Annotated in this window: 15 protein-coding genes; 3 read left to right on the top strand and 12 right to left on the bottom strand. The window is 61.5% G+C overall.

Annotated features, from left to right (window positions below; translation table 11 throughout):
- Positions 1 to 15: 15 nt before the first annotated feature.
- Positions 16 to 951, bottom strand: a complete 936-nt coding sequence (gene bla, locus AC57B1_RS30945; protein ID WP_496419600.1) for a class A beta-lactamase — start codon at positions 949 to 951, stop codon at positions 16 to 18.
- Between the two features lie 100 nt (positions 952 to 1,051).
- Between bla and AC57B1_RS30940 the strand changes: the two genes are divergently transcribed.
- Positions 1,052 to 1,930: a LysR family transcriptional regulator gene (locus tag AC57B1_RS30940; protein WP_496419599.1), complete on the top strand. Its 879-nt coding sequence runs from the start codon at positions 1,052 to 1,054 to the stop codon at positions 1,928 to 1,930.
- Positions 1,931 to 1,934: 4 nt separating this feature from the next.
- Here the strand turns inward: AC57B1_RS30940 and AC57B1_RS30935 are convergent, their stop codons facing one another.
- Positions 1,935 to 2,189 carry a hypothetical protein gene (locus tag AC57B1_RS30935; RefSeq protein ID WP_091806222.1) on the bottom strand — a complete coding sequence of 85 codons (255 nt, stop codon included), beginning with the start codon at positions 2,187 to 2,189 and terminating at the stop codon, positions 1,935 to 1,937.
- A gap of 63 nt (positions 2,190 to 2,252) precedes the next feature.
- Positions 2,253 to 2,756 carry a lecithin retinol acyltransferase family protein gene (locus AC57B1_RS30930; protein ID WP_408187407.1) on the bottom strand — a complete coding sequence of 168 codons (504 nt, stop codon included), beginning with the start codon at positions 2,754 to 2,756 and terminating at the stop codon, positions 2,253 to 2,255.
- 469 nt (positions 2,757 to 3,225) lie between these two features.
- Between AC57B1_RS30930 and AC57B1_RS30925 the strand changes: the two genes are divergently transcribed.
- Together AC57B1_RS30925 and AC57B1_RS30920 are read left to right on the top strand one after the other, a co-directional pair.
- Positions 3,226 to 3,513 carry a hypothetical protein gene (locus tag AC57B1_RS30925; RefSeq protein ID WP_091806216.1) on the top strand — a complete coding sequence of 96 codons (288 nt, stop codon included), beginning with the start codon at positions 3,226 to 3,228 and terminating at the stop codon, positions 3,511 to 3,513.
- 5 nt (positions 3,514 to 3,518) lie between these two features.
- A complete protein-coding gene (locus AC57B1_RS30920; protein WP_496419598.1) occupies positions 3,519 to 4,289 on the top strand; it encodes a PP2C family protein-serine/threonine phosphatase in 771 nt (256 codons plus the stop codon).
- Positions 4,290 to 4,323: 34 nt separating this feature from the next.
- Here AC57B1_RS30920 and AC57B1_RS30915 read toward each other — a convergent pair whose 3' ends face one another.
- The 9 genes from AC57B1_RS30915 to AC57B1_RS30875 form a co-directional block, all read right to left on the bottom strand.
- Entirely contained in the window at positions 4,324 to 5,679 is a 1,356-nt protein-coding gene (locus tag AC57B1_RS30915) for a sigma-54 interaction domain-containing protein (protein WP_408342715.1), read from the bottom strand.
- Complete coding sequence (locus AC57B1_RS30910) at positions 5,679 to 8,735, bottom strand: peptidase domain-containing ABC transporter (RefSeq protein ID WP_091806206.1); 3,057 nt, start codon at positions 8,733 to 8,735, stop codon at positions 5,679 to 5,681. Before AC57B1_RS30910 ends, AC57B1_RS30915 begins: the two co-directional genes overlap by 1 nt.
- Before the next feature lie 67 nt (positions 8,736 to 8,802).
- Positions 8,803 to 9,555: a peptidylprolyl isomerase gene (locus AC57B1_RS30905; protein ID WP_091806203.1), complete on the bottom strand. Its 753-nt coding sequence runs from the start codon at positions 9,553 to 9,555 to the stop codon at positions 8,803 to 8,805.
- A gap of 37 nt (positions 9,556 to 9,592) precedes the next feature.
- Positions 9,593 to 10,966 (bottom strand): beta-barrel domain-containing protein, encoded by a 1,374-nt coding sequence (locus tag AC57B1_RS30900; protein ID WP_496419597.1) that lies wholly within the window; start codon positions 10,964 to 10,966, stop codon positions 9,593 to 9,595.
- Complete coding sequence (locus AC57B1_RS30895; RefSeq protein WP_496419596.1) at positions 10,944 to 13,517, bottom strand: FHA domain-containing protein; 2,574 nt, start codon at positions 13,515 to 13,517, stop codon at positions 10,944 to 10,946. Before AC57B1_RS30895 ends, AC57B1_RS30900 begins: the two co-directional genes overlap by 23 nt.
- Positions 13,518 to 13,746: 229 nt before the next feature.
- A complete protein-coding gene (locus AC57B1_RS30890; protein WP_408341883.1) occupies positions 13,747 to 15,201 on the bottom strand; it encodes an efflux transporter outer membrane subunit in 1,455 nt (484 codons plus the stop codon).
- 225 nt (positions 15,202 to 15,426) lie between these two features.
- Positions 15,427 to 15,708, bottom strand: a complete 282-nt coding sequence (locus AC57B1_RS30885) for a hypothetical protein (RefSeq protein ID WP_091806195.1) — start codon at positions 15,706 to 15,708, stop codon at positions 15,427 to 15,429.
- Between the two features lie 283 nt (positions 15,709 to 15,991).
- Positions 15,992 to 16,426: a DUF4399 domain-containing protein gene (locus tag AC57B1_RS30880; protein ID WP_091806192.1), complete on the bottom strand. Its 435-nt coding sequence runs from the start codon at positions 16,424 to 16,426 to the stop codon at positions 15,992 to 15,994.
- Positions 16,427 to 16,473: 47 nt separating this feature from the next.
- Positions 16,474 to 16,977: a DUF4399 domain-containing protein gene (locus AC57B1_RS30875; protein WP_408341879.1), complete on the bottom strand. Its 504-nt coding sequence runs from the start codon at positions 16,975 to 16,977 to the stop codon at positions 16,474 to 16,476.
- Positions 16,978 to 17,045: the final 68 nt, after the last annotated feature.

Raw genomic sequence — 17,045 nt, 5'->3', positions numbered from 1 at the left:
CGCTGCGCGCCGCGCTCAGATGGACGCCGCCACCAGCGCGCCCACATCCGCAATCGCCGCATTGCTGCGCGCCGCGTTGCCATCCGTTTCAGTCAGATACACTGTCACCAATACCGGGCCGCGGCCGGGCGGCCACAGAATCGCGATGTCATTGGCGGTGCCGTGATCGCCAGTGCCGGTTTTGTCGCCCACGCCCCAGCCCTTCGGCAACTTGGCGCGAAGCCGCGCTCCGCCGGTTTCGTTGGCGGCGAGCCACGCCAGCAGTTGTGCCCGCGACGACGACGCCAAATACTCGCCGAGCAGGAGCTCGCGCAGATTGCCGAGCATGGCGTTAGGCGTGGTGGTGTCGCGCGGATCGCCGGGAATGGCTTCGTTCAGCGTCGGCTCGTTACGATCCAGACGCGTGATGCCGTCGCCCAGCCCCCGCGCGAATGCGGTCAACCCTGCCGGTCCGCCGAAAGTCGCCAGCAACAGATTGGCTGCCGTGTTGTCGCTCAGCGTGATCGCCGCCTTGCATAACTCGGCGATGCTCATGCCCGCGTTGCCGGTCAGCTCGCGCGTGTGTTTGCTCGTGGCGGGCGAATTCGGTACCACGTCGCTATGTGAGAACACCACGCGCCGCTGCAGATCTTCCGCGCCGCGGTCGGTGCGCGCCAGCACGGCGCCCGCCGCCAGGACCTTGAAGGTGCTGCACATCGGGAAGCGCTCGTCGGTCCGCAGACCCGCGTGCAAGCCCGACGTCGTATCGACGATCGACACCCCCAGGCGCCCACCGCTCGCCGCCTCGATTTCGGCAAGCCGCCGACGGATCGCATCCGCCCGGGCCAATTCGCGCCCCTGCGCGGTGGCCCCCGTTTTAACCGCCTTGCCGAACGCGCCGGCACTGCCAACCGCAACCCCAGCTATTGAAACACCCAGCATCGCGCCCGCGAACTTTCGTCTCGTGATCATCGCCGCTCCTTTGTGTGAAGCCGCAACTATCGGTTTTCCGCCAGCCGCTGACAAACGATGATAAGTTAGCCAACTCACAAGAAAATCTTATGCCTTCGCCATGCGACCGTACCTGCCATTGAACGCGCTGCGCGCTTTCGAATCGTCCGCGCGGCACTTGAGCTTCACCCGCGCGGCGCTCGAACTGAACGTCACCCAGGCCGCCGTCAGCCAGCAGGTCAGAACCCTGGAAGAGCGGCTGGGCACTGCACTCTTCAAGCGCCTGCCGCGCGGCCTTGCCATGACCGACGAGGGCCTCGCGCTACGTCCGGTGCTGACCGACGCATTCGATCGGATCGAAGCCGTACTCAAGCAATTCGAAGGCGGCCACTTTCACGAGGTGCTGACGCTCGGCGTGGTGGGCACATTCGCGGTGGGCTGGCTGATGCCGCGCCTCAAGTCGTTTCGCGACGCACATCCGTTCGTCGAACTGCGGCTGCTGACCAACAACAACCTGGTCGACCTCGCCACCGAAGGTCTCGACTTCGCGATCCGCTTCGGTGACGGCACGTGGCCCGGTTCGCTCGCGACGCGGCTGCTCGACGCGCCGCTCGCGCTGCTGTGCACGCTGGAGATCGCCGCGCGGCTGTCGAAGCCGGACGATCTCGCCAACGAGACCTTGCTGCGCTCCTATCGCGCCGACGACTGGATGAGCTGGTTCGCGGCCGCCGGTATTCCGCCGCGACCGATTCGCGGGCCGGTGTTCGATTCGTCGCGGCTGATGGTGGAAGCAGCAATGCAGGGCGCGGGTATCGCGCTCGCGCCCGCGTTGATGTTCGATCACGAGATCAACACAGGCCGGCTGGTGCGCCCGTTCGAGGTGAAGGTTCACGCCGGCAGTTACTGGCTGACATGGTTGAAGGGCAAACCCATGACACCGGCGATGCTGCTGTTCAATCAGTGGATCATCAAGGAAGCGGCCGCGCAGGCGCGCAACTAGCCAGTTAGCAGAGCGCCGTGCGGCGATGGCCGTTCATTGCGGGCCGTTCGGCTTGCGGCGGGAACACATTCCACGAGCCGTCGTCATGACGGAAGAAGAAGATTGACAGCAGGCCGCCTGGCCGCAAGGCTTCCACGCAGACATAGCGCTGATGTTGCGACGCACGGTGGCAAAACTGCACGACGCGTGCGGGCATCGACGGGGTCGGGGCGAGCCATTTGTCCACAGCCCAATGCAAGGTCTTTTCCGCGGCAGCCATGATGTTCTCCTTGAATGCTTGAATGCTTGAATGTTTGAATCACTGAAACGGGATGTGGCCGGCTCACGCCAACTGCACGGAACCTTGAGCGCCCTTCGCGCTGGCTTCCACGAAAGCCTTCACGAGGCACACCAGCGCATGCATGCCGGTACGCGGATGGCGCAGGCAGCAATGCACCTGTTCGCTACGGCTTTCGCCGAGCAGGCACCATGAGCAGAAGTGCTCGCAGTTGTTCGTCAGCAGGCGATAGTGGTTTTCACCGAGACGGGAGCGTGCGCGGCGCACGGCTTCGTCGCCGACGTAGCGGGCCGACGGGGTCGAACGGATCGACAGCGGGTGTCCGGCAGCGAAGCGTTCCAGTTCCACTTCCTCAACAGGGCCGCGATGCGCTGAACTCGCAAAGCCCGCGTAATGAACCACGCGGCCATTGCCCACATAGATGCCGTGGTGTTCGTAACCGCGACGTTGCGTGACGAGATGCGCGCCGATCGGCAGGTCGATGGTGGACGCGGCGTCGCGGCGGTCTTCGCTGCTGTCGCTGCTCGTCTGAAGAGGGTTCGTGTTCATGGCTGGCCTCGCTTCGATTTCCAACACTGTTGCGAGGTTATTTGCATCATCCGGGCCATGCGCGCAAAAGCCTTTATTTAAAGGGCTTCGCGAGAAATTGGAGCGTTTCGGATGCGACGAGTGTGCGATGTGAGCCGACAGAATTTTCGACGAAGTGTTGGCGTACGACGCTCATTTACGGTTGCCACACGAGGTGGAAGCCGGTCCGATAGCGGGGGCATTGGGACGCAAGAATCTGTTGGGTCCGACACCGGTTAGCGTTCGCGCTTGTTGGCTTGCAGCCGACCGATGAATCCGCATGCGCTCATCCGGTATGTGCGCCAAGGCACGCAATCGCCCGGCCATCAAGGCATGACGACAAACCACGAAAAAGGCCGGCGAATTGGCATGGCACTTGCAATATAACGCCCAGATTCATTAAAAACCGCGCGTCACCGCGCGCGTTACACGCGGCCAACCGGAGAACGACATGTCTTCTATTACTGTGAACGACCTCTCGCTGAACCTCGCGCTAGACCGTAAGGCGATGACAGCGATTCGCGGTGGCGGCGGCGCACCGTGGGTGTATGGCTGGATTCAGCCTTACGTACGCAGCACGCCCAGCATCGGTCCCGTCGTGAACCTGTACGACGTGACCAACAACTTCTATGCTAACCAGATGATCAACACGTTCCAGTCGGTCGACGTCCGCAACACCGGCGCGAACTCGAACATCAGTGTCTCTCCCGACGCACGCAGCAGAAACGATACGGTGTAAACGTTGTGACCTGTGCGAGCCAATTTCGCTGGACGTCGTCAGCGCGTTCCGATCCCGGACGCGTCCGCGAAATCAACGAAGATGCCTGCCTGGACCAGTCCGACCTCGGGCGCTGGGCCGTTGCCGACGGCATGGGCGGGCACGCGGTCGGCGATCTGGCGAGCCGTCTGGTGATCGACGCGCTCGCCCGGCTGACCTCGCCGGTCAGCATGAAGGCCTTCGTCGCCGACGCGCGCTCGCGCCTGCAAAGCGCCAATCGTCAATTGAGGGAAGAAGCCGCGCGCCGCCAGGTGCAGCGTATCGGCAGTACAGTCGTCGCACTGCTTGCCTGTGACCGCTTCTGCGGCTATGTGTGGGCCGGCGACAGTCGCCTGTATTTGCTGCGCGAAGGCAGCTTGCGGCAACTCACCCGCGATCACAGTCAGGTTGAAGCGCTCAAGTCACTCGGCGTGATCACGGAGGAAGAGGCGCGGCACCATCCGGCGCAGCATATGATCACGCGAGCCGTTGGCGCGACAGACGTACTCGAACTCGACGACGACGCCATCGAAGTGATGGACGGCGACATCTTCCTGCTCTGCAGCGACGGCCTGAGCAACGAGGTCGGCGAAGAAGACATGCTCGCGGTGCTCAGCAAGGCGGCGAACGCAAACGCCTCTGAAGAACTCGTCGAGCTGGCTCTCGCGCGCGGCGGCCGCGACAACATCACCGCCGTGGTCGTACGCGCCGAAGACCCGAACGCATCCGACAAAACCTTGCTGAACCCATCCCCTTGAGCCCGTTGCACTGACAGCGATTAATGTTGCGGACTCAAGTCTCTTCGCTTTCGTCGTCGCGCTCGTCCGCGCCGTTCCGGCTAGCGGCCGGCACATTGCGATTGCGGAAGTCCTTTGAATGCAGGCCGTGCTTCTTCAGCAGCATCTGCAGATGCGAACGGTTCATGTCGATACGGCGGGCCAGTTCCGCGACCGTGCCGCTCACTTCGCGAAGGCCGCGCTCGAGAAAGGCTTTTTCGGCGTCGTCGCTGGCCGCACGCTTTGCGTCGCTCAGCGACATCAGGTTCGTCACGCTGATCGGCTCCTGCCCTGTCGTGGTCGCCGCGTTGAACGACGCCGCGGATCCGGGCGCCGCGGGCCGCATGTCCTGCGGCAAGTGATCGACATCGGCCATATCGCCGGCTAGACACGATACGCGATACATCACGTTGCGCAGTTCGCGGATATTGCCCGGATACGCATAGTTCAGCAGAAAGTCCCGCAGACGCGGCGTCATTCGCACGGGCCTGCGCTTGAGCGTACCCGCGGCTTCATCGCCGAACCACGCGATCAGCAAAGGAATTTCATCGCGGCGCTCACGCAGCGGCGGCAGCGTGACATGAATCACGCTCAGCCGGTAAAAGAGGTCTTCGCGGAACTTGCCCTCTTCACTAAGTTGCCGCAGATTGCGATTGGTCGCCGCGACAATGCGCGTATCCACCGCGATCGTTTCATCGGACCCGACGCGCTGTATTTCGTGCGCTTCCAGCACACGCAGCAACTTCACCTGCCCGGCGAGCGGCAATTCGCCAATCTCATCGAGAAAAATCGTACCGGTATGGGCGCTTTCGAATTTACCCTTGCGGTCATTCGAAGCCCCCGTGAATGCCCCCTTGCGATGCCCGAACAATTCCGACTCCAGCAAATTGTCGGGAATCGCGCCGCAATTCACGGAAATAAAGGGCTTGTCCGCACGCGAACCGTTGGCGTGAATCACCTTGGCCATCAATTCCTTGCCGGTGCCGCTTTCGCCGTCGATCAGCACGGGCAAATCGGTCGGCGCCGCTTTCTCGGCGATTTCGAGCGATTCGAGCAAACGCGGATTGTCGCCGAACGTCCCTTCAAAAATGAAGCTGCGTTCGAGCAGCGCCTTGCGCCGTGCGCCTCGTGATTGGTCGACGCGCTCCTGCGGTTCGGCGGCCACCGCCGCTTGCACGAAACGCTCTTTGTGCGAGAGTTGCATCACCTCGTCGCGCAGCGAGGTGGCTTGCCGAAGCAGTTTGTCGATGTCCGCGCGCTCCAGCCGCGACGACCAGCGCAACGTCGAGCGCAAGATCTCGATCCGCTCGATCAGGCCCGCGTACGAAATCGCGGGGCTGGCCTCTTCAATCTGGTCGAGTATTTTCATCATCATGCGCTCAACTGTTTCTGGACCAGTTGGTAATACATGCCGCCGCGCTGGATCAACTCATCGTGACGGCCCTGTTCGACAATCGCTCCTTCGTACAGCACGAGAATCTTGTCCGCGCGCATGATCGTGCTAAGCCGGTGCGCGATGATCACCGCCGTGCGGCCTTTCAGAATGTCGTGCATATTGCCGAGGATATTGCTCTCCGACTGCGAATCCAGCGCCGAGGTCGCTTCGTCGAACACCAGCAGGCGCGGATCGTGATACAGCGCCCGTGCAATGCAAAGCCGCTGGATCTGCCCGCCGGACAAGCCGATGCCGCGTTCGCCGACAATCTGCTCGTAGCCGAGCGGCATCTTGCTGATGAATGCGTGCGCGTCGGCCATTTTCGCCACTTCCTCGATGCGACGCCGGTCGGGCGCGTCGTCGCCGCTCGCGATATTTTCCGCGATCGTGCCGGAGAACAGCAGGTTGCTCTGCATCACGTAGCCGATCTGCGCACGGTAATAGGCTTTATCGACCACGCCGAGATCGTAGCCGTCTATCGTCATCTTGCCCTCGGTCGGCGTGTAGAAGCCTACCAGCAGCTTGGCGAGCGTGGTCTTGCCCGAACCGCTGCGGCCCACGATCGCCACCAGTTCGCCCGGCTTGATATCGAAGCTGATGTTCTCGAGCACGTAGGCCGAGTCGTTTTCGCCGTAGCGGAAATAGACGCCGCTCAGGCTGATTTCGCCCTGAAGTTCGGGCAGCATCACACGCGAGGGTAAATCCTGCGGTTTCTGTTCGGGCTCGATATCGAGCACGTCGCCGAGGCGCTCCATCGCCACGCCCGCGTCGTTGAGCATGCTCCACAAGCCGACCAGACCCATCAACGGACCCAGCACGCTACCCATGAATGCGTTGAACGCGATCAACTGACCAATCGTCATTTCACGCGCCAGCACGAGATTCGCGCCGACCCAGAGAATGGCAATCGTCGTGGCGGCGTTCAGCAACTGACTGCCGAGTCCCACGAGAATGTTGAATGCATGCGCGCGATATTGCACTTCAAGCGCCTTCGCGTACTTCTTCTCCCAGCGCAAGCGCACTGGCCGCTCGATGCCCATGCCCTTGATCGTCTCCACGCCCGCGAGCGCTTCCATCAAAAACGACTTCGATTCAGTCGAGGCGGTGAACACTTCGCGCGCATAACCCTTGATCTTCGGCGTGGCAATCGCCGTCAGCGCCATGATCGGAATGACGAACGCGATCAGCACCAGCGTCATCTTCACGTTGTAGACGAACATGATCGTGAAGTAGATGAACACCATCAGCAGGTTCAGCGCGGTGGTGACGGTGGATTCGGTCAGGAAGGCGCGGATCGTCTGGTTCTCCTGGAAGCGCGCGAAAATGTCGCCGGTCTTGCGCTTGGCAAAAAACGAGAACGGCAGCGACAGCGTGTGCTTGAAGAACTGCGACATCATCGCGAAGTCCATGTTGCGCACCATGAAATTAGCGAGATAGGCGCGAATCGACGACATCAATTGCGAAAAGACATTAGCGATGATCAACCCGCCAATCAGCAGATGCAGCAGGCTGACATTCTGATGCACGATCACGCCGTCGAGAATGTTCTGGATAATCAGCGGCGGAATCACACCCAACACCTGAATCACGAATGTGGCGAGAAACAGGTGGCCGAGAATCTTTTTGTACGGCGTGAGATAGCCGACAAAGCGTATCCACGGCGAACGCGCGGCGGACATTTGCAGCAGATTCGGGCCGCCGGTGAACAGCAGACAGGTACCGCTCCATCCGCGCTCGAAATCTTCCACGGTCATCTTCTTGAAGCCGACGGCCGGGTCTGCGACCCACACATACTCTTTGGAGAGTCCATACACCACGACGTAGTGGTAGCCCTCCCAATGCACGATGAACGGTAGATCGAAGCCGCGCAACGAATCGAATGTGCATTGCACACCGCGCGCCGTGAAACCCAGCGATTCGCCGGCGCGGGCGAGACTGTCGAGTGTGGCGCCCTGAGTCGTGACATTGGCTAGCTCGCGCAATTTGCCGAGCGTCATTGGAATGCTGTAGTGGCGGCATATCATCGCGAGGCACGCCGCGCCGCAATCCATTTCTTCAGCCTGCTCGACCAGCGCGAAGCGTTTGATGACTTTCTCGCCGAACTCCGGCTTGGTCTGCAGATCGAGCATGAGCGGCAGCTTGCGCCGCTGTTCGACCCGCTTTTGCCGCTGTAACTCGCGGTCCCCGTAGCGAATCCGTTCGTCGAGCACTTCACGCAGCTTCGGATTGCGTTCGAGAATGAAGTGAACCGTGCGCTCCGGAATCACCAGCAGGCGCGTGTCGGTTGTCGCGACAACCGAAGCCATCTGCTCCTGACGCATCAGGCACGCTTTCTCGCCGAATATTTCGCCTTCGCCGAGCGTGGCAAGCGTGTAGTCGTGGCCTTCCTCATGCCGGACGATGCGCACTTCACCCTGGCGCACCACATACAGCCGCCGGTCCTCGCGCCCGTCCTGCTTGAGAATCTCCTTGCCGGCGGCGACCCGCTTCACACCCACGCTGCGCACATACTCTTCGAGTTCCGCCTTGTTCAGTTTGCCGCGCAGATCGAACAACTGCGCGACGAAGCCGCCCGCTGAGTTGATCGCGACATAACTGGCGACGAACGCCAGCGCGGCCTGATTGCCGGCGATCACCGGCTCGATCGCGGCGCGCGGAATGAACAGCAACTCGGTTTTCGCCGACGCCCGCACCGACGCTTCATGCACATAGGCGCGCAACATCGCAATATCGGCGAAGATCTCGCCCGATTTGCGCACGCCCATGCTGGTTTCCTTGCCGTGCTCCTCCGTGAAGATCCGCACGGAACCTGAACGAACCACGTAAAGTCCGTCGGCCGTCTCACCCGCGGAGCAGACCGTTTCGCCGAATGAATAGAAGCGCGCTTGCGCATATTCGGCAAGACGGTCGATCTCGTCGCGCGAAAACGGCGAGAGAATTTCCACCGAGGTTAGAAACTCGGCTGTGGAAGGCGCGGTCTGGGGTGCATCCATGTGCTTGCGGACCTCGAATCGGCGTGTAGTTGCGTTGTTTCAATGCGGCGTGCAGGGCACGAACGCGCTAGCGCGCTTCGATCACGTGCTCCTGAGCGCGTGCAATCAGCCAGCTTTCGCGCAGCAGGCGCCGGACTTCCGAAGCCACATCGGCATCGAGCGTTGCGGGATATTTGGCCGTCACGGCGAAAATCTCGAAGCACGATCGATCCGCCGATGGAAAAGGCCCCAGCAGGTCGCCCACTGCCGCATTGAAAATCTTCGCTTCGATATCGGGCTTCAATGAGCCGCGCAGCACCTTGCCAATCACGCCGCCAGCCTCACGCGTATCAGCAATAGAGTGCTCGCGCGCCATGTCGGCGAAACTATCGGGGTCGTCGTGCAGATACGAAATCATTTCCTTCGCCTTGCCCTCGCTGTCGAGCACGATATGGCTCACTTCGATCGCGTCGAACTTCGGCGAATTCAGCGCGAAGTAGTCCTTGATCGCGGCGTCGTTGCCGATCTCGTCGAGCATCTTCTCCTGGTACAGCCCGTCGGTAATGAAGGCCTCGAATTCGTCGAGACTGACATTGAGCGCATCGAGGTACTGATTCATATCCGTCGCGCGATGCAAGCCGCGCACGCGGCGGAATTGATCGGCGCGCTGCTGGATTTCATCGGCGCTCACGGTGATGCCCTGTTTCTTCGCGGCGTGAACCGTGAGCTTGTCGCGCACGATCTGCTCGATCAGGCTCTCGAACTGGCCGGTCAGTTTCAGAAGACGAATGAACTCGGCCACGTCCACGACTTCGTCATCGATTCGCACTATCGCGGTCATCTCATTCGCTCCTTTTATTGACGTGTGATCCGCGCGGTCAACCCGCCACCTGCCTGAACGGATCGAGACCCAGATCGATCAGGCGGCGCTCACGCACCACGATCTCGGCGCTTGCCGTCATGCCGTAACGCAGTGGATAGCGCGTGTCGGCAATCTGGTAGTAATCCTTGTCCAGCGTGACGCGGCCTTCGTAGACCGGCTGCTTGTCCGTCGACGACGGTTTGGTGGCCGGCGAAATATAGGCCAGCGTGCCGCTGATCAGCCCATAGCGCTGATACGGAAAGGCATTGAATTTCAACTTGACGGGCAGACCTTCGTGCAGAAAAGCACGGTCGTGCTCGGCAATTTCGATCTTCAGAACGGGCCGCGCATCTTTGGGCGCAATGCCGCCGAGCGGCGCGTTGGCCTGGATCTTGTCGCCGCGCTGCGTCGACGTGACGTCGGTGATGACGCCCGAGACCGGTGCGAGGATCAGCAGAAAATTGTCCTTGTCGATATTCTCGAAACGAATCCGCGCGGCGGCTTCGGACACCAGCCGCGCGCTTTGCAGTTGCAGGCGCAACTTGTCTTCCGCGTCGGTAATGTCGCGCACCGCCGAATCGTATTGAAGCTGCAGGTCGGTGGTCTGCTGGCCGCTGGTTTCCAGTTGCGCATTCGCCTGCGCATATTCGTGGCTCAGGCGGAAATCCAGTTCCGCGAGTTTCGATTGCGCGACACGGTATGCGTTATCCGCTTCCATCGCCGCGGTGCGTTTCTGCTCCACCTGCAATTCGGCGATGCCGCCGCCGCCCGGCTGCGCAAAGAGCCGCGAGTAGCGGTCCAGTTCCTGACGCGCCGCTTCACGCGTGCGGCGGGCGTTGTCGAGCACGCTGCGCGCTTCGTCGAGTTCGGCCTTCTGCCCCTCCGCGAGTTTGGTCGTGCCTTCGGACACGCGATTTTCGTGCTGGCGCGCTTCCACTTCCATCTGCGCCTTCAGCGCGGCGGCTTTGCGCTCCATCAGCGCCTTCTTCTCGGGAAACTGCTTCCAGTCGCGCTCGGCGTCTTCCAGTTTGAGTTGTGCTTGCAGCGCATTGCTGGCAGCCTCGATCGCGCCGCGTGCATTGAGCCGCGCGAGCACGTCGCCTTTCGATACGGGTTGCCCTTCGGCGATATACAGATCGGTGAGTTCGCCGTCGATCGGCGCATAAATGCGGCGCACCTCCGATTCGGGCGACAACGTGCCTTGCGCGCTGACGATCACGTCCGCGCGCCCCACGAACGACCACAGCAGGCCGACCACGACGAGCGCGACCATCGCCCAGATCAGCGCGCGCGCGAGCCGCACCGGCTCCGCCATCAGAATCGCAATGCCTTCGACACTGTGATCCTCCAGCGCCTCCGACAACGGTCTAGGGTGACTGTCGCGTTTCACTCTGCTCGCCTCCGATCAATGCCAGCTTCGCTTTCAGAAGTCCCGGATCCAGCACCATGCGCAACTCCGTCAGCGAGCGGCGCTGCAAATTGGCTTCGGCGTCGATATCGGCGAGCAGACGGTCGAAGTCGGCGGGATGATCGGCCTTCAGTTGCGTGTAGATGCGCATGCCCTGTTGCGCCGACGTTTGCGCATCCGAAAGCAGACGCGCCTCGCTGCGAAATCCCGGCGAAATACCCGCTTCGAGGCGCTGCGTTCCGCCGATCGATCCACTCGCGCGGTACTGCTTCCACAAGCTTTGAGCGCGCAACATCAGGTCTTGCGCACGCGCCAACGCTTTGTCGTGCAAGGCGGCTACGTCTTTCTGAATCGACTGCAGGAACCACACGTCTATTCCCGGATCGAGGCTTGCGTAAAACGACAGCAGGCGCTGGTCGTAATCCTTGTCGCCGCGCGTTTTCTGCAATTGCGCATACTGGTCGAGCAGAGCCTTCTTGTGCGCCATTTCCGCAGCGAGCACATCGGACCACGGCCCGGCGGGCATGGCTTGCAACCCGGCTAGTGCCTGTTGTGCGTCACCGTGCTGCCATGCCGCCGTCACGGCGTCATGGCGAGCAATGACATCGGGTGACGGCAAACGGCTGGCCGCCAGTTGCTGAAACTGCGCCTGAAACGGCGGCGTGCTGAAATGCGCCGCTTTCAGCATGGCGAGCAATGGCGTCAGTTGCCGGCTCAACGCGGCATTCAGCAAATCGGTGTATTGGCGCAAATCCCCGCGCACCCGGTCTATACCCGCGAGGCGCGGATAGCGCTGCGCGTAATCGTCGAGCACGGGAGGCAGCGCAGCGGGTTTGTCGCGCGCCAGTTCGGTGCGAATCGTGCCATTCAGGCGGTCGATGGCGGCGAGATAAACCGAATCGTCGCTTTCCAGTTTGCGCAGATGGCTCAGTGCCTGCGCATAGGGGTCGGCGAACACGGGCACATAGGAAGCGATCCGGTCGAGCGCGCGTTGATGGCTCTTCGCGTCGTCCTCCCAGCGTTGCAGCAGATTGCCGATCTTGCCCTCGTCCGTGTACATGCGAATCGGTGCTTCCATGCCACCGCGGCCCGCCACGAAGCGTTCCAGATCGCCAACCCACTGCAATTCGCCGATCAGCGAAGTAGCGTCCACATTGTTGGTACTCCACGATCTCATCTCGTTGAGCAACGCGTCCGCCTGATCGAACTGCGCCTTTTCCAGCGCATTCAGCCAGTTGGGGACTTTCGCCTTCAACAGCGCTTCACTCGCGAGCGCGCTGACTTTCGTGTCCGTGGGGTGGCTCGCCAGATAGCCCTTTGCCGTGGTAACCGCGCTACTGTAATCGCCGCTTGCCAGCAGATTCTTTAACTCGCGCTCCGACGAACCACGCATGTAGAGCGCCGAGGCGACCGCCACCAGCACCACCCCGGCCACGCCGCCCCACACCGCAATGCGCCGCACGCTCGTGCGGTCGCCGATCGCAAAAGCCTTGCCGAGTTCACCCACGAGCAGGCGCCAACGTTGCGGTTTGCGCTTGCCCGCGCCTGCATGCGCGGCGCCATTCGCTCCGCTCGTGCCGCTCGCCATTTTTTCCGTGCCCGTCGGCGCATCCCGCTTGGCGTGCGCGGAGGTGGACTGCGCCGCCTCGTTGACTTCGTCCTCGCGTTGCAGACCGGGGTCGACGCAAAAGATATCGAGGAAGGAATGCGCGGCGCCAACGAACGTGGTCTTGTCTGGATCGCCGGCTTCGTCGGCGGCCGGGTTGAGAAAGAGTTGGGTCACGGTGGGCTCGACTTCAGGGGGCTTCTGCAGCGTCACCCTGTAGACGAAGTGATCTCCGCCAAATGCAACGAGGTCTCCCTCTACGAGCGGCAGCGCGGATTCGTCCAGACGTTTTCCGCCGACGAATGTGCCGTTGGTGCTGCCGAGATCTTCGACATACAGCTCACCGCCCTTCAGAAAGATGTGGGCGTGACGCCGCGAAATGTAGTTGACCTGATGCGGATAGCGGTCCTTGTAGCGCGAAAAGACGTCGTCTGTTTTGCTGACGAGAAACGGAAACGCCTGGACCTCGATGGGTTGCAGGCCGAGGTCGTCGCGCTGCGGCACCAGCAGCAATCCCGGCGCGGCGGGAGAAGCGGCAGCCGCCACGATACGCGCGCGTGGCTCGATGCTCACCCGGTAGCAGAGCTCGCCGCCGAAGCACAGTTCGTCGCCGGCGCGCACGCGGGCCGGCGTTTGCCGCACCGCGACGCCGTTCACCGTCGTACCGTTCTTGCTGCCGAGGTCGGCCACGTAGACCGCGCCGTGTTCCATGAAAATCCGCGCATGACGGCGGGACAGGCGCGCAATCCGTTCCGCGGGATAGTCGGTAAAAGGTGCCTCGCTGCGCCCGATCGCAAACAGATTGTCGACGATCCGGATCGCGTCGAGCGCGGGACGCTGCGCCGACGCAGCCGGCGACAACACTACGTCGAACGCAGCGTCTTCAGTCGCGCGTATCTCAGCAATCGGAGCTTCGCCGGCAGCCATTTTATCTGGATCACTAAGCGTTTACCCGTTGCGACGAGCGCGCAACGGAAACGGGACAAAGGACTACGGCGGAAAGATATTGTTTGAGTGAGCCGAGCATTAGGCGGCCCCTTAAAGATTGTAAGTCACACATGGCGCGTGTCAATTTTCCGATCGTCGGTTATGAAGGCAATGAGTGCGTCAGTTACAGCCGAAATACCCCCTGCTGCGCGCCACACTGCGGATTAGCTCAGTGCTCCTTTACTTCTGCCTGCACGTCGACGCTCGGCCAACCTCCGCCCAGCGCCTTATAAAGCAATACCGTGTCGGACAGAATCTGCTGATGGTTGGCGAGCAGCTCCTGCTGCGCCCCCAGCAGAGTTCGTTCGGTTTCGAAAACCTCCAGCTGGGACACGAGGCCGAGGCGCAACTGCGACTGGATCTGGTCCGCCACGATTTGCAGCCGCGACACTTCCTGCTGCAACTCCGCGCGCTGTTCCTTGTGCGAATTCACATTGACCAGCGCGTTTTCCACTTCCTCGAAGGCGGCCATCACCGCCACGCGATACTGCTGTTCGGCAACCGTCGATTGGGCCTGCGTGACTTTCACATGTGCCCGCACGCCCGGATCGAGCAGCGGAATGTTGATGCTGGGCATGAATCCGTACGTGAAGGATTTAAGCAGGTCGGTCAGCGCAAAACTAGCGGTGCCGCCGTGCGCCGTCAGGCTGATGGTCGGCAGTTGCGCGAGCTTGGCCTGGCCGACGAGGTCGTAGGCTTCCAGCACTCTGAACTCAGCGGCGACCACGTCGGGACGCCGCGCGAGCAATTGTGCGGGCAGGCCGTCTGGTACGGGCGGCAGTTGCACGCGCTGCTGCAAATGCCCCTTGGGCATCTGAAACTCGCCAGCCGGCACGCCGAGCAACGTGCAGAGCGCGTTGTTGGCAAGCGCGCGCGAGCGGCGCAGCTCGAGCAACTGATTGGTCAGGCGGTTGATCTCCGCCTGCTGGCGCAACACCTGGGTTTGCGGCACGAGGCCGTTACGCCGCTGGCCGTCGTAAATCGTGAGGATCTGCCGGTTCGTTTCGAGCGTTTTCTGCTGCTGCTCGATCTGGTCGTCGAATTGCAGAATCTGGAAGTACGTGCTGGACACGTTCGACACCAGTTCGAGATACCCAGCGCGCCAGTCAGCCTCGCTGGCGTGGAATTCCGCCTTTTGCGCCTGCACGCCTTTTTCGACTTTGCCCCAGATATCGATGTCCCAGTTCACCTGCGTCGCGAGGTTGTACTGCTTGGAAAAGGTCTGGTGCGTGGTTTTTTCGAAATCGGCGCCGGCGCCTAAATCCATGGTCGGCAAGGCGCCCGCTTTGGCTTCGCCTATCTGCGTGCCAGCCACGTTGATACGCGCTGCCAGTACCTTGATGTCGAAGTTACCGGCAATTGCCTTCGCGATCAACGTGTCGAGATAGGGATCGTGGAAACCCTTCCACCAGTCGGGCTCGATGGTCGCGGCCGCCGACACCGGCGAGCCCTTCTGATCCGACCAGGACGTTTTGGCGGGCGTGTCGGGACGCTTGTAGTCGGGCATGCTCACATCGACGCAGGCCACCAGCGAGAGCGCGCAAGCCGTTGCCGCGCTAACGCAGCGCAGCAACGATATCCCGCGGTAGAAGCGCTGACGAGTTGATGAAAGCGACGCTGACACGATGGTCTCCGATAACGCCCATTTCAATGCACGAGGAGAACGCACCCTTTAAGTAAAGCATCTCCTGCGCGGCTTCACCATCGGAGCGATGCAAGAAGATCGGTGCGGGATTCGTGCGGTGACGCGGGGGGCGCGTGGAAAGAACGATTGGCTGCGAAATCTTTTTGAGGAGCGGGCGGTAAGAGCCCGCGGAGGCCGTCTGGCCTCCGCGGCGGCCTGCGCCATTTAGTGCACGTTGATGTTGTTGCTTGCGCTCACGTGCGGATCGATCGTGGTCGTGATGCCGGAGACGAACGCTGCGTTGTTGCCGTTGGCGTTCTGAATGTCCAGTTGCGTGTTGATCAGTTGGGTGGCATTGACCGTCTTGCTGTTGTTCGGCGCGTACATCGGCATGAAGTTGAAGTACGACGACGAAGGATAGTAGCCCATGCCACCGCGCACGGCGCTCATGGCCTTGCTGTCGAGTTGTTCGGTGATGGACAGGTCTTTGATGGTCAGCGTGTTCATGGTCAATCTCCTGGAAGGGAATACTGCACAGTTTGCGGTTGGGTTCGAGCATCTTGTCTGCTCGAGTGTCACTAATGCATGGGCTGTGCCAGTCTTCCTTTTTTCTCCTAAGAAATTTGCCGGAGCGCCGTGGATAAAAGGTTGCGGGGCGGATCGGAAGACGGATCGCGAGAGAAGCGGAGAAGCGGTGCGCGGAGCATGGTGGATCGCGGCCAACAGAACGCGCGAAGCTGTTGGTTGCGGCGTAACATCCGACTGCCGGAGCGTCACGCCGCGGATTGCGTCACCGCGCGATGACGGTGATCTTCTTCGAATACACAGGCGGATTGTGCGGAATATGCATGTCGTCGCCCATCAGCAACTGCAACGTGTGCTTGCCTGGCGGGAGCTGAATCGTGGTCTCCGTTTCGCCCGCACCGAAATGCAGATGATTGCGATCCGACGGAATTTCCTGATCCATCGGCGGCAGGTCGGTGTCGATCAGCAGATGATGGTGGCCGGTATTCGGATACTTGACGCCTTTGGGCGCCACGCCCATATACCGCAGGCCGAACCACACCTTGAATGGCTTGTTGGCCGGTACGACCTGCCCGTCGTTGGGATAGCCGATATATGCATGGGCACCCGCCGGTGCGGGCGTCGTACCCGCAATGACGACATTTGGCGAAGCCAATGCCGCCGACATGACGAGCGCCGCGGCCGCGATGATCTTGTACATGGAGGTCTCTCCGTCCTGACGGATCCGCTTTGAACGAACGGATCGCGCTAGTCTTTTAGCACGGTGATGGTGATCTTCTTCGAATACACGGGCGGCACATGCGGCACGTGGTTGTGATCGCCGAGAATGAGTTGCAGTGTGTGCTTGCCCGGCGGCAACTCGATCCGCGCGTCCGTCTCACCCGCGCCGAAGTGCAGGTGATTGCGATCCGATGGGATTTCCTGATCGAGCGGCGGCAGGTCGGTGTCGATCAGCAGATGGTGATGGCCGGTGTTCGGGAACACGACGCCCTTCGGGCACACGCCCATGTTCCGCAAGCCCATGCGCACCCACAACTTGCCGCCGTGAATCACCGCGCCATCCGGTGGCCAGATGATGTACTCCTCCGCGCCCGGCGGCGAAGTGGTTGACTCGGCCAGCGCAAACGCGCCGGGCACCATGTTGCCGAACACGAGGACAAGCGTCGCGCGCAGCGCCTTGCGCCGCGCCTCGCAATGCGCATTCGCTCCATGACGCACGTCGGTAACAACGGGGGTAACGGTTCTTCGCATAGCGCACTCTCCCGACGAATGGTCATGGCGACCCGACTGCACGACGCATGCCGAACGTTTCGGCTGCA

It is taken from the genome of Paraburkholderia sp. BGA-UO-ETr-F21 (assembly GCF_059567925.1).
This window is presented reverse-complemented; position numbering and strand designations above follow the sequence as displayed.